Here is a 19,449-nt window from a genome sequence, read left to right on the forward strand (position 1 = left end):
ATGATTTGCCGCTTTGGCACGGCGCTTGAAAAGGAATCCCCCGGGAACCCTTGCGACGGAGGATGAGCGTGGCACAGTTGATTTCGCTCGGCAGCCTCACGGCACCGACTTCGACCGAAACCATGCGCGAGGCGCTTTCGAGCGGCGGCTGCGCCTCTTCTTCCTGCGGCTCGTCCGAAGGCGCGGGCGATCTGCCGCCCGAGGTCTGGGAGCGCATCAAGGATCACCCCTGCTATTCGGAAGAGGCGCATCATTATTTCGCCCGGATGCATGTCGCGGTGGCACCCGCCTGCAACATCCAGTGCAACTACTGCAATCGCAAATACGACTGCGCCAACGAGAGCCGGCCCGGCGTCGTCTCCGAAAAGCTGACGCCCGAACAGGCGCTGCGCAAGGTCGTCGCGGTCGCCAACGAGGTACCGCAATTCTCCGTCCTCGGCATCGCCGGGCCGGGCGATTCCGCCTACGACTGGCGAAAGACCAAGGCGACCTTCGAGCTGGTCTCGGGTGTGATCCCGGACGTCAAGCTGTGCCTGTCGTCGAACGGTCTGGCGCTGCCCGATCACGTCGACGAGATCGCGGCCATGAACATCGACCATGTGACCCTGACCATCAACATGGTCGATCCCGAGATCGGCACCCGGATCTACCCCTGGATCTTCTATCGCAACAAGCGCTGGACCGGTCTCGACGCCGCGCGGATCCTCCACGAACGCCAGATGGAGAGCCTCGACCTGCTGCGCGCCCGCGACATCCTGATCAAGGTGAATTCGGTCATGATCCCCGGGATCAACGACGAACACCTGGTGGAAGTGAACAAGGTGGTGAAGGGCAAGGGCGCCTTCCTCCACAACATCATGCCGCTGATCTCCGACCCCGCCCATGGCACCCATTTCGGCCTGACCGGCCAGCGCGGTCCGACGCCGGCGGAACTGAAGGCGTTGCAGGACAAGCTGGAGGACGGCACCAAGCTGATGCGCCACTGCCGCCAGTGCCGGGCCGATGCCGTCGGCCTTCTGGGCGAGGACCGGGGCCAGGAATTCACCCTGGACCAGATCCCCGACGACGTGACCTACGACCCCGCCCAGCGCGAGACCTATCGCGAGGTCGTCGCCGTCGAACGGGGCGAGCACGTCGCGGTCAGGAAGGCCGCCAGCGCCGAAATCGCCGCGACCGCCGAGGGCGGCTCGATGCTGATCGCCGTCGCCACCAAGGGCGGCGGGCGGATCAACCAGCACTTCGGCCATGCCACGGAATTCCAGGTCTATGAGGCTTCCGCCAAGGGCGTCAGCTTCATCGGCCACCGCAAGGTCGAGCAATATTGCGAGGGCGGCTGGGGCGAGGATGCGACCCTCGACGGCGTCATCGCCGCGCTCGAGGGCGTCGACGTCGTGCTCTGCGCCAAGATCGGCGACTGCCCCAAGGAAAGTCTCACGACCGCAGGCATCGAGGCGACCGACGCCCATGCCTACGACTGGATCGAGGCCGGCATCGCCGCCTGCTACGCGGCGCGTCACGGCGACGCCGAACAGCTTCTCACCGCCTGAACCCGAAACCCGAACCCCGAACCGAAAGGACGGAACCATGGCCTACAAGATCATCGCCTCCCAGTGCACCGGCTGCTCGGCCTGCGAATTCGAATGCCCCAATGCCGCCATCTCCATGAAGGGCGACATCTTCGTCATCGATCCGAAGAAATGCACCGAATGCGAAGGCCAGTTCGATGCCCCGCAATGCGCGGCCGTCTGTCCGGTGCCGAAGACCTGCGTCCCGGCCTGACGCCCATCGCCGGACCTGGGCGATGGCGGCGACGGAGACGATAGAGGTCACGGGCGACGCGCTCGACTGGCTGGGCAAGCCGGTGTCGTGCCGGTCGTGCCCGCACGAGGCGATGCACCGCGACGGGCGCTGCCGCAAGGGCCGGACCTGCGTGCGCGACCGCCGCGCCCGCCGGGTCGAGCGCTTCTTCGTCGAGCATCCGGAACTGGCGGGCGACTATCTGAGCCACCCCTATTTCGAGGTGCGCGCCATCGCCGCCAAATTCGCCGATCTGTTCAGCCTGCCCCCGCTGCTGAACGATCCGGAGCCCGAGGTCAGGGCGATGGCGGCACTGCGCCTGCCGGCGTCCCGCGTCGCCCCCCTCGCCCATGACCCGGACCGTCGCGTGCGCATCGCCGTCGCCAGCCGGCTCACGGGCCGTGCCCTCTTCGACATGCTGGCGGACGCGGATTACTACGTGCGCCTGATCACGGTGCGCCGCCTGGCGCCGGATCTGCTGCCCGCCGCCATCCATGACGAGGAGCCGGAGGTGCGGCGCTGGGTCGCCCGGCGCCTGCCCGAAGCCCGGCTGATCGACATGGCCTGCGATCCCGATCCCATGGTGAGGAACGAAGTGGCCGAACGGCTGGAGCCCCGGCGCCTCGGCATCTTCGCGGGTGACGCGGATCTGCGGGTGCGCTTCACCGCCGCCGAGCGCATCGCCATCGAGGGCCTGATCGATTTCGTCGACGATGCCGATCCCCTGATCCGCGAGACCGTCACCCGACGCCTCGCCGCACGAGAGGAATGAACCATGGGCCTTGGACGCGAAGAAGAGATCGAAACCAAAACCACGCCCGTGTTCCGCCCCGGCACCAAGGTGCGGGCGACGAAATACGTGAAGAACGACGGCACCTTCGCCGGGCGCGACGTGGGCGAGATCCTGGTGCGCAAGGGCGACGAGGGCTACGTCCGCGACATCGGTACCTTCCTGCAGCGCTACTACATCTATGCGGTCGAATTCATCGACCGCGGCATCGTCGTCGGCATGCGCCGGCGCGAATTGGTCTCCCTCGACGATCTGCCCAAGGAGGGCCGCGCACGATGAAAATCATGATCCGCAAGGCCGCCTCGGGCCTCTCCGTCTATGTCCCCAAGAAGGATCTGGAGGAAGCCGTCGCCGAGACCGAGCGCGATACGCTCTGGGGCGGCTGGGTCCGCCTGAGCAACGGCTGGGTGCTGGACCTGCCCGAGATGGCGGCCGACACCCGCCTGCCGATCACGGTGAACGCCCGGAAGCGCGGCGAGGAGGGTTGAGCGATGAATGCCGTGACCCCCACCCTCGACCGGGTCGATCCGGCCGCCGTGCTGCCGGTCATCCGCCGCCACCTGGCGCAGGACATGCTGGTGCCCTATCTGGGCCCCGGCGTCGCCGCCCTGTCGTCGCCGGCGATCCCGACCGACTATGCGGCACTCGCCGCCGAACTGGGCCGCCGCGTCGCCCTGCCCAGGCGCGCCCGGGGCAATGCCTGGGCCGGCGCCCAATATATCGAGAGCCAGCGCCACCGACAGACCCTGGACACCCTGCTGCGCGAAATCTTCGCCAGCCCGGTCGCCCCCACCGCCCTGCACCGCTTCCTGGCCGGCCTGAAACTGCCGCTGATCGTCGACACCTGGTATGACGGCGCCATGCGCGCGGCGCTGGGGGCCGAACTCGACTGGGGCGAGATCCAGGGCATCACCCGGGCCGGCATCGGCGAATTCCGCTGGTATCGCGCCTATGACCGGAAGGGCGTGGAAACGCCGGTCACCAATGCCGGCGGCTGGGGCACGCTTCTATACAAGCCCCATGGCGCCGCGGTCCCGGCCGGCAATTTCCTGCTGGCCGACAGCGACTATGTCGAGGTCCTGACCGAGATCGACATCCAGACCCCGATCCCCGATGCCGTCCGCCTGCGTCGCCAGACCAGGGGCTTCCTCTTCCTCGGTTGCCGCTTCGACGACCAGATGCTGCGCACCTACGCCCGCCAGATCATGAAGCGCAGCCGTGGCCCCCATTTCGCGGTGGTCGGCGACGGCGAACTGACGCGGAATGAAGTGCGTTTCCTGAAGGGCATGAACATCACCCCCATCGCCGGCCCCCTCGCCGCCTTCGCCGAAGCTTTGGCGACGGTTTGATTGAAGGGCGTCATCCCGGCGAGGGCCGGGATCTTGTGCGGGAAATGGTGCCCCTTCCGGATGAAGGTCCCGGCCTGCGCCGGGACGACACGAAGCAAAAACCGAAGCCCCGGCCATCGCGCCGGGGCTTTGTATTTCGGCCGGTTACAGGGCTGCGTTCAGGGCACCGACGGCGGTGTCGGATTTTGTCGGGCTTGCAACATGCGTGTCGTACCCCGCAAAGACCCGTCAAATCCAAATAACTTATTGAAATAAAGCAATTATTCGACACGCCGCGACTTTGGCACGCCCCTTGCGAAGGAAGGGATGCGAGGCGTGATGCCCGCGTGACATCTCCCGAACGAGACAGGAAACGAACATGAGCGGACTTCGTCAGATCGCGTTCTACGGGAAGGGGGGCATCGGCAAGTCCACCACTTCCCAGAACACTCTCGCTGCCCTCGTCGAAATGGGTCAGAAGATCCTGATCGTCGGCTGCGACCCCAAGGCGGACTCGACCCGCCTGATCCTCAACTCCAAGGCCCAGGACACGGTGCTGTCCCTGGCCGCCGAAGCGGGTTCGGTCGAAGACCTCGAACTCGAGGACGTGCTGAAGCTCGGCTACAAGGGCATCAAATGCGTCGAGTCCGGCGGTCCGGAACCGGGCGTCGGCTGTGCCGGCCGCGGCGTCATCACCTCGATCAACTTCCTCGAGGAGAACGGCGCCTATGACGACGTCGACTACGTCTCCTACGACGTGCTCGGCGACGTGGTCTGCGGCGGCTTCGCCATGCCGATCCGCGAGAACAAGGCCCAGGAAATCTACATCGTCATGTCCGGCGAGATGATGGCGCTCTATGCCGCCAACAACATCGCCAAGGGCATCCTGAAATACGCCCATTCGGGCGGCGTGCGCCTGGGCGGGCTGATCTGCAACGAGCGTCAGACCGACCGCGAGCTGGACCTCGCCGAAGCCCTGGCCAAGCGCCTGAATTCCAAGCTGGTTCACTTCGTGCCGCGCGACAACATCGTCCAGCACGCCGAACTGCGCCGCCAGACGGTGATCCAATATGCGCCGGACAGCCAGCAGGCGGCGGAATACCGCGCGCTGGCCGAGAAGGTCCATGCCAATTCGGGCCAGGGCACGATCCCGACCCCGATCACCATGGAAGAGCTGGAAGACATGCTCCTCGACTTCGGCATCATGAAGACCGAGGAACAGCAGCTCGCCGAACTCGCGGCCAAGGAAGCGGCCAAGGCCGCCGCCGCGCAGTAATCCGAAACGTTCCCGGCCGCCCACCGGCGGCCGGGATGATCCGGCACCAAGGAGGGCATCATGAGCCTCGATTATGAAAACGATTCGGAATTCCATGCCCGCCTCATCGAAGAGGTGCTGGAAGCCTATCCCGACAAGTCGCGCAAGCGCCGCGCCAAGCACCTCTCCGTCGCCAAGGACGCCGAGGGCGAGGAGAGCGCCGAGCCGCTGACCGAATGCGACGTGAAGTCGAACATCAAGTCCATCCCCGGCGTCATGACCATCCGCGGCTGCGCCTATGCGGGCTCGAAGGGCGTGGTCTGGGGCCCGGTGAAGGACATGGTCCATATCTCCCACGGCCCTGTCGGCTGCGGCCAGTATTCCTGGTCCCAGCGCCGCAACTACTACATCGGCAAGACCGGCGTGGACACTTTCGTGACCATGCAGTTCACCTCCGACTTCCAGGAGAAGGACATCGTCTTCGGCGGCGACAAGAAGCTCGACAAGATCATCGACGAGATCAACGAGCTGTTCCCGCTGGCCAAGGGTATCTCGATCCAGTCGGAATGCCCGATCGGCCTGATCGGCGACGACATCGAGGCGGTCGCGCGCAAGAAGAACAAGGAGACGGGCAAGACCGTCGTCCCGGTTCGCTGCGAGGGCTTCCGCGGCGTCTCCCAGTCCCTGGGCCACCATATCGCCAATGACGCCATCCGCGACTGGGTCTTCGACAAGAAGGAGATCGAGTTCGAGGCCGGCCCCTATGACGTCAACGTCATCGGCGACTACAACATCGGCGGCGACGCCTGGGCGTCCCGCATCCTCCTCGAGGAAATGGGCCTTCGCGTGGTCGGCAACTGGTCGGGCGACGCGACCCTCGCCGAGATGGAGCGGGCGCCCAAGGCCAAGCTCAACCTCATCCACTGCTATCGGTCGATGAACTACATCTGCCGTCACATGGAAGAGAAATACGGCACCCCCTGGGTCGAATACAATTTCTTCGGCCCGTCGCAGATCGCCGCCTCGCTGCGCAACATCGCCGCGCAGTTCGACGACACGATCAAGGAAAACGCCGAGAAGGTGATCGCCAAGTACCAGCCCCTGGTCGATGCCGTGATCGCCAAATACCGCCCGCGCCTCGAAGGCAAGTCGGTGATGCTCTATGTCGGCGGGCTGCGCCCCCGTCACGTCATCACCGCCTATGAGGACCTGGGCATGGAGATCGCCGGCACGGGCTACGAATTCGCCCATGGCGACGACTACAAGCGCACCGGCCACTATGTGAAGAACGGCACGCTGATCTACGACGACGTCACCGGCTACGAGCTCGAGAAGTTCATCGAGAACATCCGCCCCGATCTCGTCGGCTCCGGCATCAAGGAGAAATACCCGGTGCAGAAGATGGGCATCCCGTTCCGTCAGATGCACTCCTGGGATTACTCGGGCCCGTATCACGGCTACGACGGCTTCGCCATCTTCGCCCGCGACATGGACCTCGCCATCAACAACCCGGTCTGGGGCCTGTTCAAGGCACCCTGGACCAAGGCCGCCTGAACCGGACGCGTGGGGCGGCCCAGCGCCGCCCCGCCCCCTCGAGACGACAAGGATAGGAACCATGCCCCAGTCCGCTGATAAGGTGCTCGACCACGCACCGCTGTTCCGCGAACCCGAATATCGGGAAATGCTCGCGAAGAAGAAGGCCCTGTTCGAGGACATGCCGGCGGACGACGTCGTGCAGAAGACTTCGGACTGGACCAAGTCCTGGGACTACCGCGAAAAGAACTTCGCCCGCACCTCGCTGTCGGTGAACCCGGCCAAGGCGTGCCAGCCCTTGGGCGCCGTCTTCGTCGCCGCCGGCTTCGAGAAGACCATGAGCTTCGTCCATGGTTCCCAGGGCTGCGTCGCCTATTACCGCTCGCACCTGTCGCGTCACTTCAAGGAGCCGTGCTCGGCCGTCTCCTCGTCGATGACCGAGGACGCGGCGGTGTTCGGCGGTTTGAACAACATGATCGACGGTCTGGCGAATACCTATTCGCTCTATGATCCGAAGATGATCGCGGTCTCGACCACCTGCATGGCGGAAGTGATCGGCGACGACCTGCACGCCTTCATCCAGAACGCCAAGGCCAAGGGTTCCGTGCCCGAGGATTTCGACGTTCCCTTCGCCCACACCCCCGCCTTCGTCGGCAGCCATGTCACCGGCTACGACAATATGCTGAAGGGCATTCTGGAGCATTTCTGGAAGGGCGCGGAACGCGAGGCCAATGGCTCGATCAACATCGTTCCGGGTTTCGACGGCTTCGCGGTCGGCAACAACCGCGAACTGAAGCGCATGCTGGACCTGATGGGTGTCGAATACAACATCCTGTCCGACGTCGCCGACCAGTTCGATACGCCCTCCGACGGCGAATACCGCATGTATGACGGCGGCACCACGCTCGCGGCCGCCAAGGCGGCGGTCAATGCCAAGGCGACCCTGTCGCTGCAGGAATATTGCAGCCTGAAGTCGCTGGAATATGCCGAGAGCTTCGGCCAGGAGACGGCCGCATTCCATTACCCGATGGGTATCGCGGCGACCGACGAATTCCTGATGAAGGTCTCGGAGATCACGGGCAAGGAGATCCCGGACGAGCTGACCCGCGAGCGCGGCCGCCTGATCGACGCCATGGCCGACAGCCAGGCCTATCTGCACGGCAAGAGCTATGCGATCTATGGCGATCCCGACTTCGTCTACGCCATGGCCCGCTTCATCCTGGAGACCGGCGGCGAGCCGAAGCACTGCCTGGCGACCAACGGCAACAAGGCCTGGGAAGCCCAGATGGCGGATCTCTTCGCCTCCAGCCCTTACGGCGCCGGCTGCAAGGCCTGGGCCGGCAAGGATCTGTGGCACCTGCGCTCGCTGATGGCGACGGAGCCGGTCGATCTGATGGTCGGCAGTTCCTACGCCAAATATCTGGAGCGCGACCTCAATGTGCCGCTGATCCGCCTGACCTTCCCGATCTTCGATCGCCACCACCACCACCGCTTCCCGGTGATCGGTTATCAGGGCGGTCTGCGGGTCCTGGTCACGCTCTTGGACAAGATCTTCGACACGCTCGACAGCGAGACCATCGAGCCCGGGGTCACCGACTACTCCTACGACCTCACGCGCTGATGTCTGCAATGCGTCGTCCCGGCGAAGGCCGGGACCTCGCGATGACGAGGGCGGGGCCGGATCCCACGAGATCCCGGCCTTCGCCTGGATGACGGATCAGGTGGGAGAACGGCAATGAGCGACGCATTGAAGGCCAAGATCGCCGACGTCTTCGACGAACCGGGCTGCGACAAGAACAAGGCCAAGGACGAGAAGGCGAAGAAGAAGGGGTGCTCCAAGCCGCTGACCCCGGGTGCTGCCGCCGGCGGCTGCGCCTTCGACGGCGCCAAGATCGCGCTTCAGCCGATCACCGACGTCGTCCACCTGATCCACGGCCCTCTCGCCTGCGAAGGCAATTCCTGGGACAACCGCAATGCCAACAGTTCCGGGGAGAAGACCTATCGCGTCTCCTTCACGACCGATCTCTCGGAACTCGACATCGTCATGGGCAATGGCGAGAAGCGGCTCTATCGCGCCATCCGCGACGCGATCGAACGCTATGCGCCGCCCGCCCTCTTCGTCTATCAGACCTGCGTGCCGGCCACCATCGGCGACGACATCGAAGGTGTCTGCCGCCACGCCAGCGAGAGGTTCGGCACGCCCTGCGTGCCCGTGAACGCGCCCGGCTTCGCCGGTTCCAAGAACCTCGGCAACAAGCTGGCGGGCGAAGCCCTGCTCGATCATGTGATCGGCACGCGCGAGCCCGAATTCACCACCGATTGCGACATCAACATCATCGGCGAATATAATCTCTCGGGCGAACTCTGGCAGATCAAGCCGCTGTTCGAGGCCCTGGGCATCCGGGTGCTGTCCTGCATGTCGGGCGACGGGCGTTTCGCCGAGATCGCGACGGCGCATCGCGCCCGCCTCAACCTCATGGTCTGTTCGACCGCGCTGATCAACGTCGCGCGGAAGATGGAGGAACGCTGGGGCATCCCCTATTTCGAATGTTCCTTCTATGGCCTTTCCGACATGTCGGCGACGCTGCGCACCACCGCGCGCATGCTGGTGGAACGCGGTGCGCCCGCCGACCTGATCGAGCGCACGGAAGCCCTGATCGCGCGGGAGGAAGCCCACGCCTGGTCGCGCATCGCGCCCTATCGCGACGAACTGCGGGGCAAGCGCGTCATGCTCTACACCGGGGGCGTGAAGTCCTGGTCCATCGTCTCCGCCCTTCAGGAGATCGGCATGGAGATCGTCTATACCTCCGTCCGCAAATCGACGGAGAGCGACAAGGACCGCATCAAGGCCATCATGGAAGACCCCCATATGGTCGAAAGCGTGCCGCCGCGCGAAATGTATGCCCAACTGAAGCGCGGCGACGCCGACATCCTGCTGTCCGGCGGCAAGAGCCAATTCGTCGCCCTGAAGGCCAAGGTGCCCTGGCTCGACATCAACCAGGAACGCCACCACGCCTTCGGTGGCTACGACGGCATGGTCACCCTGGTGCGCGAACTCGCCAAATCGCTGCGCAACCCGATCTGGCAGGACATCCGCCGCCCGGCACCATGGGAAGCGCCCAGTGCCGCCTTCCCCTTCGCCGCCATCGAAACAACCCGCAAGGATTGAGGGAGGAAACCATGGCCGCCGTCCGCGTCGCGAAGAAGAACCTCTCGATCAATCCGCTGAAGTCCTCGGCGCCCATGGGTGCGTCGCTCGCCTATCTCGGCGTCGACGGCGCGGTGCCCCTGCTGCACGGCAGCCAGGGCTGCACGTCATTCGCCCTCACCCTCGCCGTCCGCCACTTCAAGGAGGACATGCCGCTGCAGACCACCGCCATCGACGAGGTGGCGACGGTGCTGGGCGGTGCCGACAATCTGGAAGAGGCGCTGATCAATCTGACCAAGCGCATGAAGCCGAGGTTCGTCGGCATCGCCACCACCGCCCTGGTGGAAACGCGGGGCGAGGATTTCGTCGCCGATCTGAAGAACATCCTGGCCCGGCGCGCGGAACTGGCCGACGTGAAGATCGTCCTCGCCTCCACCCCGGATTTCGCCGGTGCCCTCGAGGACGGCTGGTCCCGGGCGGTGACGGCGATGATCGAAGGCCTGGTGATCCCGGGCGACCGGCGGGGTACGCCGCTGCGCCAGATCAACGTGCTGCCGGGCGTGCATCTGACCGCCGGCGACATCGAGGAACTGCGCGAGATCATCGCCGCCTTCGGCTTCACCGCGATCGTGCTGCCCGACGTCTCGGGCTCCCTCGACGGTCACGTGAACGATGCCTATTCGGGCCCGACCAGCGGCGGCACCAGGCTGGGCGATATCGCCGAGATGGGCCGCGCCATGCATACGATCGCCATCGGCCATCACATGCGCGCCCCGGCCGAAGCCCTTCAGGGCCTGACCGGCGTGCCGACCACCCTCTTCGCCGGCCTGACCGGCCTTGCCCCGGTCGACAGCCTGATCACCCTGCTCTCCCATCTCTCGGGCCAGCCGGTGCCGGCCAGCGTGAAACGGCGCCGGTCGCAATTGCTCGACGTCATGCTGGACGGACATTTCCATTTCGGCGACAGGCGCATCGCCATCGCCGCCGATCCCGACCTCCTCCACACTCTTGCCCTCTTCTTCGGCGGCATGGGGGCGGAGGTCGTGGCCGCCGTCGCCTCGACCGGCAATTCGCCGGCGCTTGCCGACATTCCCTGCGACGAGGTGATCGTCGGCGACCTGGCGGACTTCGAACAGGCCGCCGCCGCCAACGACGCCGAACTGCTGGTCACCCACGCCCATGGCCGGCAGGCGGCGGAACGCCTGGGCCTGCCCCTGTTCCGCGTCGGCTTTCCGATCTTCGACCGCATCGGCGCCCAGCACCGCTGCACCATCGGCTATCGCGGCACCCGCGACCTGATCGCGGAGGTCGCCAATCTCTTCATCGCCGTGCGCCCCGAAAAGCGCCCGGAAGACTTCACCCATGTGCTCGCACCCATGAGGGGGACAGACACCCATGCGACGCCTGCAACTCGTTGAGGCCGAGACGGCCATGCCCGCCGCCGACGCTCCCCAGCTCCGGATCGCCATCGCGACCCAGGACATGAAGGCCCTGAACGCCCATTTCGGCTCCGCCCGGAAATTCGCCGTCTACGACGTAACGCCCGACGACGCGCGTTTCGTCGAGGCGGTCGAATTCGGCGACGTGTCGGATGAATCCGGCAAGCACAAGACCGAGGGCGACGACCGCATCGGACCCAAGGTCGATGCGCTGCGTGGCTGCAACCTGCTGTTCTGCCTCGCCATCGGCGGGCCGTCGGCGGTGAAGGTGGTGAATGCCCGCATCCACCCGGTGAAGCTGTCGGGGCCGGAGCCGATCGAAAGCATCGTCGCCAAGGTGCAGACCATGATGACCGGCAATCCGCCGCCCTGGCTGCGCAAGGTGATGATGGCGCGGCAAGAGCGCTCCATGGACTTTCTGGACGAGGAGGATTGAACATGACCGCGCTTGCCACAAAGGCCCCCGCTGCCTTCGAGACGCCGTTCCTGAGCAGCCTGATCAGCCTGATCCGGGCCGAGGACAGTTACGGCGCCTGGGAGAACCGCAGCGACGCCCGCCTGCTGGAGGACTTCATCGTCACCCGCGCCGAGAAGCGCGAAATGCCGATGATGGCCGACCCCGATCCCGACACGATCGACAGGGTGGAGAAATTCTACAAGGCCGTCGGCCTCGCGATCGAGCGCCAGTCCGGCCTGATGGCCAGCCCGATGATGAAGATCAGCCATGAGGGATTCGGCCGCGTCGTGCTGCTGGTCGGCCGCCTTGTCGCCTTCTCGAAGTCGCTGCGCGATGTCCATCGTTTCGGCTTCGAGGATTTCGACACGCTCGCCGCCGAGGGCATGAAGGCCGTCGATCAGGCGCTGGCCGTGATCGAAAAGTTCCCCGACGTCGCCCGTGCCTGAAGGAGGCCGCCATGATCGACATCGATAGCCTGCGGGCCGAAGTGAAGAAACTCTCCCTGAAGGCGACCAAGGCCAAGATGGACCTCCACGACCTTTCGGAGGAACTGCCCATCGATTGGCAGCGCATTCCCGAAGTCGCGGCCGCCGCGCTCGATGCCTTCGAGAGCCTGGATGCCAAACGGGCGCAGCTTCGCGCCCTCGAATCCGCGTGACGGAGGATCGGCCATGGAAGCCCTGACCCGTGACGGCCGCGCCTGGACGCCGGCATATCTCCTCGCCATCGATGCCGCCGTCTGCATCGGCTGCGGCCGCTGCTACAAGGTCTGCGGCCGGGGCGTGATGACCCTGATGGGCGTCAACGAGGACCATGAGCTGGTCGATCCCGACGACGACGAGGTCGAACGCCAGGTGATGGCGCTGGTCGACGGCGGCGCCTGCATCGGCTGCGGTGCCTGCGCCCGCGTCTGCCCGACCAACTGCCAGACCCACGGTCAGGCCTGAGGGAGAGCGACCATGCAGGCCCCGGACCTCTACGACTGGCTGATGAAGAGCGGCGAGCGCACCGCCTGTGACGCCTTCGATGCCCATGTGGTCGCTTCGATCCTGTCGCTCGCGATCACCGAAGCCCTGGCCGACGGCATCAGCCCGAGCGAGCGGATCGGCCTTGGTACCGAACGCCTGCTCGACCTCGTCGATCACGTCTTTCCGGCGGCACGGCCCCTGTTCGACCGCCTGCCGCTGGCGGAGGTGGCGCCGCCCGACGACGAAGCCTGCCTGCGCGACCTCCTCTATCGCTTCTCGTCCGACGCCAGCGCGATGGATGCGGCATTGGCCACCATGATGGCCCGCCGTGCCCAGCGCCCGAACCACCTGTGGCAGGACCTCGGACTGCGTAACCGGCGTGAATTGTCCTGGCTGATGGAACGCCATTTCGAGCCTTTGGCGCGTAAGAACGCCCAGGATATGAAATGGAAGAAGTTCCTCTATCGCATGATCTGCCGCGACGATGGCTATCGCCTGTGCACCGCGCCGAGTTGCAGCGAATGCGACGACTTCGAGGTCTGCTTCGGCTCTGAAGACGGCGAAAGCCTGATGGCCCGCAGCCGCCGCGAGATGGAGCGCAGCGCCGCCGTCCTCTGAACGCCGCCCAGTGAACGCCGCGGGGTATTAGATCCCCGACCGCCGCGGCCCCCCGGCCCCGCCGCCCACCCGGGCGGGGCCGGGGTTTCATCTTCACCCCCCTCTCGTCGCCCCGGCGAAGGCCGGGGCCTTTACCCGGAAGAGGCGCTTTCTCCTGTGAAAGATCCCGGCCTGCGCCGGGATGACGCTGAAATGGGTGACGCGGTGCCGGATTTTTCTGCCCTCCGTCGCCCGGCCGATGGCAGGCCGTTGTCGCCTTCCTGCCTGTCGGAAACCCGACAAAGCCCGGATCCGACAAAACCGGCGATCTGGAAAACCTATGCATTTCAGTGCTTTGCCGTTTGGCACGGCGCTTGCGAATGACCTCCTCAGGAAACCTGTGGAGTCTCGCCATGATCCATCTGACAGACAATGCCGTGAATGCCGTGCGGACCGCCATCGCCGGTTCGACAGAGCCCGTCGAGGGCCTTCGGGTGATGGTCGAGGCCGGCGGCTGCGCCGGTTTCAAATACATGATGGGTCTCGTCGCCGCGGCCGAGCCGGGCGACACGGTCACCGAACAGGACGGCGTCAAGGTCTTCATCGACGAGAACAGCCGGCCGGTGATCCAGGGCACGACGATCGATTTCGTCGTCTCCCTCGAAGGCTCGGGCTTCACCTTCGACAACCCCCAGGCGGCGTCGCAGTGCTCCTGCGGCAAGTCCTTCGGCTGACGGGAGACAGTGACATGTGGGAATACAGCGAGAAGGTTCAGGAATACTTCTACAACCCGAAGAACGCGGGCGTGATGGAGAACGCCAGCGGCATCGGCGACGTCGGCGCCATTTCCTGCGGGGACGCCCTGCGCCTGATGATCAGGGTCGATCCCGCGACCGACACCATCACCGACGCCAAGTTCCAGACCTTCGGCTGCGGCTCCGCCATCGCCTCCTCCTCGGCCCTGACCGAGCTGATCATCGGCAAGACCATCGATCAGGCGCTCGAACTCAGCAATCAGGACATCGCCGACTTCCTGGGCGGCCTGCCGCCCGAAAAGATGCATTGCTCCGTCATGGGCTACGAGGCGCTGCGCGCCGCCGTCGCCAATTATCGCGGCGAGGCCTGGGAGGACGATCACGAGGAAGGCGCCCTGATCTGCAAATGCTTCGGCGTCGACGAAGGCATGATCGAACGCGCCGTGCGCATGAACGGCCTGACCACCCTGGAACAGGTCACCCATTTCACCAAGGCGGGCGGTTCCTGCGCCACCTGCATCGAAGGGATCGAGGAGGTTCTGGCCAAGACCAATGCCGCCATGGTGGTCGAGGGACTGCTGGACGCATCCGAAGCCTTCGACCCGAACGAGGCCGTGCGCCCGGTGCGCCGCCCCAAGGCCGGCAAATCCCCCCTCGCCGTGACCCTGGAACCCCTGACCAAGCCGAAGCTGACCAACCTGCAGAAGATCCGCCTGATCGAGGAAGCGATCGAGGGGCTGCGCCCCTTCCTGCGCCAGGACGGCGGCGACTGCGAGCTGATCGACGTCGAGGGCGACCGGGTCATGGTGAAACTGTCGGGCGCCTGCGTCGGCTGCCAGATGGCCAGCGTCACCGTGAACGGCGTGCAGGAACGGCTGATCGAAAAGCTCGGCCAGCCGCTGCGCGTCATTCCCGTCTGATCGAACCCCGCGAAAGGAGGCCGCCATGCGTCCCGTCTATCTCGACAACAACGCCACCACGCGGGTCGATCCGGCAGTGGTCGCCGAAATGCTGCCCTTCTTCACCGAGCAGTTCGGCAATGCCTCGTCGATGCATGCCTTCGGGGCTCAGGTCGGCGGCGCGCTGAAGACCGCGCGGCGCCGGCTCCAGGACCTGCTGGGCGCCGAATTCGACCATGAGATCGTCTATACCTCGGGCGGGACCGAGTCCGACAATATGGCGATCCTGTCGGCGCTGGAGACCCAGGGCGCCCGGAACGAGGTGATCACCTCGACGGTCGAACATCCCGCCGTTCTCGCCCTCTGCGACTGGCTGGAAAGGCACCGGGGCGTCACCGTCCACCGCATCCCGGTCGATGCCAAGGGCCGGCTGGACGTCGAAGCCTATCGCAAGGCGCTGGGCCCGAAGACGGCGATCGTCTCGATCATGTGGGCGAACAACGAGACCGGCACCGTGTTTCCGGTGGAACGCCTGGCGGAAATGGCCCATGAGGCCGGCGCCCTGTTCCATACCGATGCGGTGCAGGCCGTCGGCAAGCTGCCCATCGACCTGAAGTCGACCGAGATCGACATGCTCTCCCTCTCCGGTCACAAGCTGCACGGGCCGAAGGGCATCGGCGCGCTCTATGTCCGCAAGGGCGTTCGCCTGCGGCCCATGATCCGGGGCGGCCATCAGGAGCGCGGACGCCGCGCCGGAACCGAGAATGCGCCGGCCATCATCGGCCTCGGCAAGGCGGCGGAACTGGCGCGGCTGCACATGGCCGACGAACAGACCCGGGTGAAGGCGCTGCGCGATCGTCTGGAACAGGGCCTGTTGCAGCGGATCGGCAATTCCTTCGTCACTGGCGACGTCGAGAACCGCCTGCCCAATACCGCCAATGTCGCCTTCGAATTCATCGAGGGCGAGGCGATCCTCCTCCTCCTCAACCGTGCCGGCATCGCCGCCTCGTCGGGTTCCGCCTGCACCTCGGGCTCGCTCGAACCATCGCACGTGCTGCGCGCCATGAAGGTGCCCTATACGGCGGCCCATGGCGCCATCCGCTTCTCCTTCTCGCGCGAGAACGGCGATGCGGATGTCGACCGGGTGCTGGACGCCATGCCGGCGATCATCGCCGACCTGCGCTCCCTCTCGCCGTTCTGGAAGGACAAGCGCCCCGGTGCCGCGACCGACGCCGCCTTCAACCCGACTTACGCCTGAACCGCTTTCGTATCTGACTACGTGAGGAGATTGGCCATGACCCCCGTGCTGCTTCCCGCCGTCGTCGTCAACGACACCACGCTTCGCGATGGCGAACAGGCCCCCGGCGTCGCCTTCAGCATCGAGGAGAAGCTGGCCATCGCCCGCGCCCTCGACGAGGCCGGGGTCGACGAGATCGAGGCCGGCACGCCTGCCATGGGCGGCGCCGAGATCGAGGCCATGGCCGCCGTCGCCGATGTCCTGACCCAGGCCGAAGCCATCGCCTGGTGCCGCATGACCGAGGCGGATCTGGACGCGGCGCGGCGCACCGGGCTTTCCCGCGTGAACCTCTCCGTTCCCCTCTCCGACCTGCAGATCCGGGCGAAATATCACAGCGATCGGGCCGACGTGCTGCGCCGGATCGACCGCGTGGTGCGCCTCGCGCGCGATCTCGGCTTCGAGGTCGCGGTCGGCGGCGAGGATGCCAGCCGGGCCGACCTCGGCTTCGTCTGCCAGGCCATGCAGAAGGCGGAGGACGCGGGCGCAAGGCGCTTTCGCTTCGCCGACACCCTCGGCATCCTCGATCCCTTCGCGACCTATGCCATCACCCGCCGGCTTTGCGCCGAGACCGACATGGAAATCGAATTCCACGGCCACGACGATCTCGGCCTCGCCACCGCCAATACGCTGGCGGCGGTCCAGGGCGGCGCCAATCATGCCTCGGTCTGCGTCCTCGGCCTCGGCGAGCGGGCGGGCAATGCCGCGCTCGAGGAAGTGGTCGCGGCCCTGGCCCAGACCCAGGGCCGGCGCACCAATGTCGACCTGACCCGGCTTCAGGGCCTGGCCGACATGGTCTCCGCCGCCGCCTGCCGGCCGATCCCCATGGCGAAATCAATCGTCGGCGCCGGGGTCTTCACCCATGAATCGGGCATTCACGTCCACGGCCTGCTGCAGGATCCGGCGACCTATGAAGCCCTGTCCCCCGATCGTTTCGGCCGCACGCGGGAAATCGTGCTCGGCAAGCATTCCGGCCTCTCGGCGATCTTCGCGGCGCTGCGCGGCCTCGGCCTCGCCGCCGACGAATGCCGGGCCCGCGCCGTCCTCGCCGAAGTGCGGGAGCGTGCAGGCAGGACCAAGCGGATCGTCGGCAACAACGACCTTCTCGAAATCTACGCCCATTGCGCCCAGCCCGGCACCCTGGTGGGGGCGGAGTGATGGTGGACGTCACGGCCGCCCCCGTGGCCGCGCCCGCCCGCCCCGGCCTTCTCGCGTCGTGGCGCCAGGACCTCGCCTGCGTGAAGGCGCGTGACCCGGCGGCGCGCTCGACTTCCGAGATCCTGCTGACCTATCCGGGCGTCCACGCGGTGATGATCCACCGCGTCTCGCACCGCCTGTGGCGCGCGGGCTGGCGCTTCTCCGCCCGGTTGCTGTCCTGGTTCGGGCGCCACATGACCAATGTGGACATCCATCCGGGCGCCAGCATCGGCCAGCGCCTGTTCATCGATCACGGCGCCGGCGTCGTGATCGGCGAGACGGCGGTGATCGGCGACGACGTCACGATGTATCACGGCGTGACCCTGGGCGGCACGAGCTGGTCGAAGGGCCGGCGCCACCCGACGGTGGAGGACGGCGTGCTGATCGGCGCCGGCGCCAAGATCCTGTCGCCCGTCACCGTCGGCGCCAGGGCGCGCGTCGGCGCCAATGCGGTGGTGATCGAAGACGTGCCGCCGGGCATGACCGTGGTCGGCATCCCCGGCCGCCTGATCCGCCCGATCGAGGAGCGCCGCCGCATCGACGGCCGCATCGATCTCGACCACCACCTGATGCCCGATCCCGTCGGCGCCGCCCTGGGCGCCCTGATCGACCGGATCGATTTTCTCGAAGCCCGCCTCGCCCATTACCAGAACCGCGAGCGCGACACCAAGGAACCCACGCCATGAGCCTGATCGAAACCCTGAAGGGCATGTCCACGGCCGAGGATTTCTTCGATTTCCTGGCCGTCCCCTATGACCAGAGCCTGCTGCGCGTCGCGCGCCTGCACATCCTGCGGCGCATGGGCGACTACCTGCGGCGCGAGGATCTGGAGGCGCTGTCGGATGACGAAATCTATCTCCGCGCCCGCGCCGATCTCGAACGCGCCTATGCCGATTTCCAGGCGTCGACACCGCTCGAACAGCGCGTGTTCAAGGTCCTGAAGGACGCCGTGCGTCCCAAGGGCCGGGGCTTCGTGCCGCTGTCGGCGCTGGAGGTACGAAAGGGGTAACGCTTGTCGCGAAGCCGACAATGGTGTCGTGCCGTAAACTATTGAAATACCTGTATTTTCGAATGGCACGCTCCTTGCGAAGCATGTGATGACCGAAGGTCGGCGACAGGAGGAACGGATGCATATCGTGGTTTGTATCAAGCAGGTGCCGGACAGCGCGCAGATCCGCGTGCATCCCGTGACCAATACGATCATGCGCCAGGGCGTGCCGACGATCATCAACCCCTATGATCTCTTCGCGCTGGAAGCGGCGCTCGCCCTTCGCGACCAATTGGGCGGCAGCGTCACCGTGCTGTGCATGGGCCCGCCCATGGCCGAGGACTCGCTGCGCCGGGCCCTCACCTATGGCGCCGATCGCGCCGTCCTCCTGACCGATCGCTATTTCGCCGGCTCCGACACCCTGGCGACCAGCTTCGCGCTTTCGGCCGCCATCGCCAGGATCGGCGAGACCTTCGGTACCGTCGACATCGTCTTCACCGGCAAGCAGACCATCGACGGCGACACCGCCCAGGTCGGTCCCGGTATCGCCAAGCGTCTCGACCTCAATCAGCTCACCTATGTCTCCCGGATCGCCGGCATCGACGCCGAGGCCCGCGAGGTCACGGTGGAGCGCCGGGCCGAGGGCGGCGTCCAGGTCCTCAAGACCGCCCTGCCCGTCCTGATCACCATGCTGGAAGGCACCAACGAGATCCGCCGCGGTTCCCTCGGCGATGCGCTGCGAGCCGCGCGCGCCGACGTGACGGTCTGGAACGCCGCCGATGCCGGCATCGACGATCTGCTGAAATGCGGCCTGCGTGGCTCGCCGACCGTCGTCAAGAAGGTCTTCGCACCGAGTGCGCGTGCCGAAAAGGCCGAAATGGTCGCGAACGACGGCCAAAGCTCGGCCCAGGATGCCGATGCCCTGATCGCCGCGATCCTGAACCGCAACCCCGCGCTCGATGCCGACCTGCGGCGCCTGTCGGCCGGTTTCTGAGGAGGACGAG

The 19,449-nt window shown here is 66.1% G+C and carries 23 protein-coding genes; all 23 read left to right on the top strand.

What is annotated here, in order from left to right; all coding sequences use genetic code 11:
• Positions 1-62 precede the first annotated feature (62 nt).
• The 23 genes from nifB to L2U69_RS04095 all read left to right on the top strand — a co-directional run bounded on the left by nifB (position 63) and on the right by L2U69_RS04095 (position 19,439).
• Positions 63-1,547 (top strand): nitrogenase cofactor biosynthesis protein NifB, encoded by a 1,485-nt coding sequence (gene nifB, locus L2U69_RS03985; protein WP_236105261.1) that lies wholly within the window; start codon positions 63-65, stop codon positions 1,545-1,547.
• Between the two features lie 37 nt (positions 1,548-1,584).
• Entirely contained in the window at positions 1,585-1,779 is a 195-nt protein-coding gene (locus L2U69_RS03990; RefSeq protein ID WP_236105262.1) for a 4Fe-4S dicluster domain-containing protein, read from the top strand.
• Positions 1,780-1,801: 22 nt separating this feature from the next.
• Positions 1,802-2,569, top strand: coding sequence for a 4Fe4S-binding leucine-rich repeat protein (locus L2U69_RS03995; protein WP_236105263.1), 768 nt, complete (start codon positions 1,802-1,804; stop codon positions 2,567-2,569).
• A gap of 3 nt (positions 2,570-2,572) precedes the next feature.
• The gene (locus tag L2U69_RS04000; protein ID WP_236105264.1) at positions 2,573-2,866 is read left to right on the top strand and encodes a nitrogen fixation protein NifZ; all 294 of its coding nucleotides are present in this window, start codon (positions 2,573-2,575) and stop codon (positions 2,864-2,866) included.
• The gene (nifT, locus tag L2U69_RS04005; protein ID WP_236105265.1) at positions 2,863-3,075 is read left to right on the top strand and encodes a putative nitrogen fixation protein NifT; all 213 of its coding nucleotides are present in this window, start codon (positions 2,863-2,865) and stop codon (positions 3,073-3,075) included. The genes L2U69_RS04000 and nifT overlap by 4 nt, the downstream gene beginning before the upstream one ends.
• A gap of 3 nt (positions 3,076-3,078) precedes the next feature.
• Positions 3,079-3,936 (top strand): SIR2 family NAD-dependent protein deacylase, encoded by an 858-nt coding sequence (locus L2U69_RS04010; RefSeq protein WP_236105266.1) that lies wholly within the window; start codon positions 3,079-3,081, stop codon positions 3,934-3,936.
• A 358-nt stretch (positions 3,937-4,294) separates the two neighbouring features.
• The gene (nifH, locus tag L2U69_RS04015; protein WP_236105267.1) at positions 4,295-5,191 is read left to right on the top strand and encodes a nitrogenase iron protein; all 897 of its coding nucleotides are present in this window, start codon (positions 4,295-4,297) and stop codon (positions 5,189-5,191) included.
• Positions 5,192-5,251: 60 nt separating this feature from the next.
• Positions 5,252-6,724, top strand: coding sequence for a nitrogenase molybdenum-iron protein alpha chain (nifD, locus tag L2U69_RS04020; protein ID WP_236105268.1), 1,473 nt, complete (start codon positions 5,252-5,254; stop codon positions 6,722-6,724).
• Positions 6,725-6,785: 61 nt separating this feature from the next.
• The gene (gene nifK, locus L2U69_RS04025; protein ID WP_236105269.1) at positions 6,786-8,324 is read left to right on the top strand and encodes a nitrogenase molybdenum-iron protein subunit beta; all 1,539 of its coding nucleotides are present in this window, start codon (positions 6,786-6,788) and stop codon (positions 8,322-8,324) included.
• Between the two features lie 114 nt (positions 8,325-8,438).
• On the top strand, positions 8,439-9,872 hold the full coding sequence (nifE, locus tag L2U69_RS04030; RefSeq protein WP_236105270.1) for a nitrogenase iron-molybdenum cofactor biosynthesis protein NifE: 1,434 nt from the start codon (positions 8,439-8,441) through the stop codon (positions 9,870-9,872).
• 11 nt (positions 9,873-9,883) lie between these two features.
• The gene (gene nifN / locus L2U69_RS04035; protein WP_236105271.1) at positions 9,884-11,269 is read left to right on the top strand and encodes a nitrogenase iron-molybdenum cofactor biosynthesis protein NifN; all 1,386 of its coding nucleotides are present in this window, start codon (positions 9,884-9,886) and stop codon (positions 11,267-11,269) included.
• Positions 11,247-11,726, top strand: a complete 480-nt coding sequence (gene nifX / locus L2U69_RS04040) for a nitrogen fixation protein NifX (protein WP_236105272.1) — start codon at positions 11,247-11,249, stop codon at positions 11,724-11,726. The genes nifN and nifX overlap by 23 nt, the downstream gene beginning before the upstream one ends.
• A 2-nt stretch (positions 11,727-11,728) precedes the next feature.
• The gene (locus L2U69_RS04045) at positions 11,729-12,193 is read left to right on the top strand and encodes a NifX-associated nitrogen fixation protein (RefSeq protein ID WP_236105273.1); all 465 of its coding nucleotides are present in this window, start codon (positions 11,729-11,731) and stop codon (positions 12,191-12,193) included.
• Between the two features lie 11 nt (positions 12,194-12,204).
• Positions 12,205-12,405, top strand: a complete 201-nt coding sequence (locus tag L2U69_RS04050; protein WP_236105274.1) for a CCE_0567 family metalloprotein — start codon at positions 12,205-12,207, stop codon at positions 12,403-12,405.
• Between the two features lie 13 nt (positions 12,406-12,418).
• On the top strand, positions 12,419-12,694 hold the full coding sequence (gene fdxB, locus L2U69_RS04055) for a ferredoxin III, nif-specific (protein ID WP_236105275.1): 276 nt from the start codon (positions 12,419-12,421) through the stop codon (positions 12,692-12,694).
• A 12-nt stretch (positions 12,695-12,706) separates the two neighbouring features.
• Positions 12,707-13,333, top strand: a complete 627-nt coding sequence (locus tag L2U69_RS04060) for a nitrogen fixation protein NifQ (RefSeq protein WP_236105276.1) — start codon at positions 12,707-12,709, stop codon at positions 13,331-13,333.
• A gap of 392 nt (positions 13,334-13,725) precedes the next feature.
• Positions 13,726-14,046: a HesB/IscA family protein gene (locus L2U69_RS04065; protein WP_236105277.1), complete on the top strand. Its 321-nt coding sequence runs from the start codon at positions 13,726-13,728 to the stop codon at positions 14,044-14,046.
• A gap of 14 nt (positions 14,047-14,060) precedes the next feature.
• Positions 14,061-14,987: a Fe-S cluster assembly protein NifU gene (gene nifU, locus L2U69_RS04070; RefSeq protein WP_236105278.1), complete on the top strand. Its 927-nt coding sequence runs from the start codon at positions 14,061-14,063 to the stop codon at positions 14,985-14,987.
• 25 nt (positions 14,988-15,012) lie between these two features.
• Positions 15,013-16,224 (top strand): cysteine desulfurase NifS, encoded by a 1,212-nt coding sequence (gene nifS / locus L2U69_RS04075; RefSeq protein ID WP_236105279.1) that lies wholly within the window; start codon positions 15,013-15,015, stop codon positions 16,222-16,224.
• 36 nt (positions 16,225-16,260) lie between these two features.
• Complete coding sequence (gene nifV / locus L2U69_RS04080) at positions 16,261-17,418, top strand: homocitrate synthase (protein ID WP_236105280.1); 1,158 nt, start codon at positions 16,261-16,263, stop codon at positions 17,416-17,418.
• Entirely contained in the window at positions 17,418-18,143 is a 726-nt protein-coding gene (gene cysE, locus L2U69_RS04085; RefSeq protein WP_236105281.1) for a serine O-acetyltransferase, read from the top strand. The genes nifV and cysE overlap by 1 nt, the downstream gene beginning before the upstream one ends.
• Positions 18,140-18,466 carry a nitrogenase stabilizing/protective protein NifW gene (gene nifW / locus L2U69_RS04090; RefSeq protein ID WP_236105282.1) on the top strand — a complete coding sequence of 109 codons (327 nt, stop codon included), beginning with the start codon at positions 18,140-18,142 and terminating at the stop codon, positions 18,464-18,466. The genes cysE and nifW overlap by 4 nt, the downstream gene beginning before the upstream one ends.
• Positions 18,467-18,584: 118 nt before the next feature.
• Positions 18,585-19,439 carry an electron transfer flavoprotein subunit beta/FixA family protein gene (locus tag L2U69_RS04095; RefSeq protein WP_236105283.1) on the top strand — a complete coding sequence of 285 codons (855 nt, stop codon included), beginning with the start codon at positions 18,585-18,587 and terminating at the stop codon, positions 19,437-19,439.
• Positions 19,440-19,449 lie beyond the last annotated feature (10 nt).

The sequence above is a fragment of the Zavarzinia marina genome (genome assembly GCF_021568905.1).
Taxonomy (GTDB): Bacteria; Pseudomonadota; Alphaproteobacteria; order Zavarziniales; family Zavarziniaceae; genus Zavarzinia; species Zavarzinia marina.

Bases quoted from the DNA above. Each gene is read 5' to 3' on its own strand.
- L2U69_RS04050 (WP_236105274.1), top strand. From the start codon at position 12,205: ATGATCGACATCGATAGCCTGCGGGCCGAAGTGAAGAAACTCTCCCTG.
- nifX (WP_236105272.1), top strand. From the start codon at position 11,247: ATGCGACGCCTGCAACTCGTTGAGGCCGAGACGGCCATGCCCGCCGCC.
- nifD (WP_236105268.1), top strand. From the start codon at position 5,252: ATGAGCCTCGATTATGAAAACGATTCGGAATTCCATGCCCGCCTCATC.
- L2U69_RS04045 (WP_236105273.1), top strand. From the start codon at position 11,729: ATGACCGCGCTTGCCACAAAGGCCCCCGCTGCCTTCGAGACGCCGTTC.
- L2U69_RS04010 (WP_236105266.1), top strand. From the start codon at position 3,079: ATGAATGCCGTGACCCCCACCCTCGACCGGGTCGATCCGGCCGCCGTG.
- nifB (WP_236105261.1), top strand. From the start codon at position 63: ATGAGCGTGGCACAGTTGATTTCGCTCGGCAGCCTCACGGCACCGACT.
- nifU (WP_236105278.1), top strand. From the start codon at position 14,061: ATGTGGGAATACAGCGAGAAGGTTCAGGAATACTTCTACAACCCGAAG.
- nifT (WP_236105265.1), top strand. From the start codon at position 2,863: ATGAAAATCATGATCCGCAAGGCCGCCTCGGGCCTCTCCGTCTATGTC.
- L2U69_RS04060 (WP_236105276.1), top strand. From the start codon at position 12,707: ATGCAGGCCCCGGACCTCTACGACTGGCTGATGAAGAGCGGCGAGCGC.
- L2U69_RS04095 (WP_236105283.1), top strand. From the start codon at position 18,585: ATGCATATCGTGGTTTGTATCAAGCAGGTGCCGGACAGCGCGCAGATC.
- fdxB (WP_236105275.1), top strand. From the start codon at position 12,419: ATGGAAGCCCTGACCCGTGACGGCCGCGCCTGGACGCCGGCATATCTC.
- nifS (WP_236105279.1), top strand. From the start codon at position 15,013: ATGCGTCCCGTCTATCTCGACAACAACGCCACCACGCGGGTCGATCCG.
- nifE (WP_236105270.1), top strand. From the start codon at position 8,439: ATGAGCGACGCATTGAAGGCCAAGATCGCCGACGTCTTCGACGAACCG.
- L2U69_RS04065 (WP_236105277.1), top strand. From the start codon at position 13,726: ATGATCCATCTGACAGACAATGCCGTGAATGCCGTGCGGACCGCCATC.
- nifK (WP_236105269.1), top strand. From the start codon at position 6,786: ATGCCCCAGTCCGCTGATAAGGTGCTCGACCACGCACCGCTGTTCCGC.
- L2U69_RS04000 (WP_236105264.1), top strand. From the start codon at position 2,573: ATGGGCCTTGGACGCGAAGAAGAGATCGAAACCAAAACCACGCCCGTG.
- L2U69_RS03995 (WP_236105263.1), top strand. From the start codon at position 1,802: ATGGCGGCGACGGAGACGATAGAGGTCACGGGCGACGCGCTCGACTGG.
- nifN (WP_236105271.1), top strand. From the start codon at position 9,884: ATGGCCGCCGTCCGCGTCGCGAAGAAGAACCTCTCGATCAATCCGCTG.
- nifV (WP_236105280.1), top strand. From the start codon at position 16,261: ATGACCCCCGTGCTGCTTCCCGCCGTCGTCGTCAACGACACCACGCTT.
- nifH (WP_236105267.1), top strand. From the start codon at position 4,295: ATGAGCGGACTTCGTCAGATCGCGTTCTACGGGAAGGGGGGCATCGGC.
- nifW (WP_236105282.1), top strand. From the start codon at position 18,140: ATGAGCCTGATCGAAACCCTGAAGGGCATGTCCACGGCCGAGGATTTC.
- cysE (WP_236105281.1), top strand. From the start codon at position 17,418: ATGGTGGACGTCACGGCCGCCCCCGTGGCCGCGCCCGCCCGCCCCGGC.
- L2U69_RS03990 (WP_236105262.1), top strand. From the start codon at position 1,585: ATGGCCTACAAGATCATCGCCTCCCAGTGCACCGGCTGCTCGGCCTGC.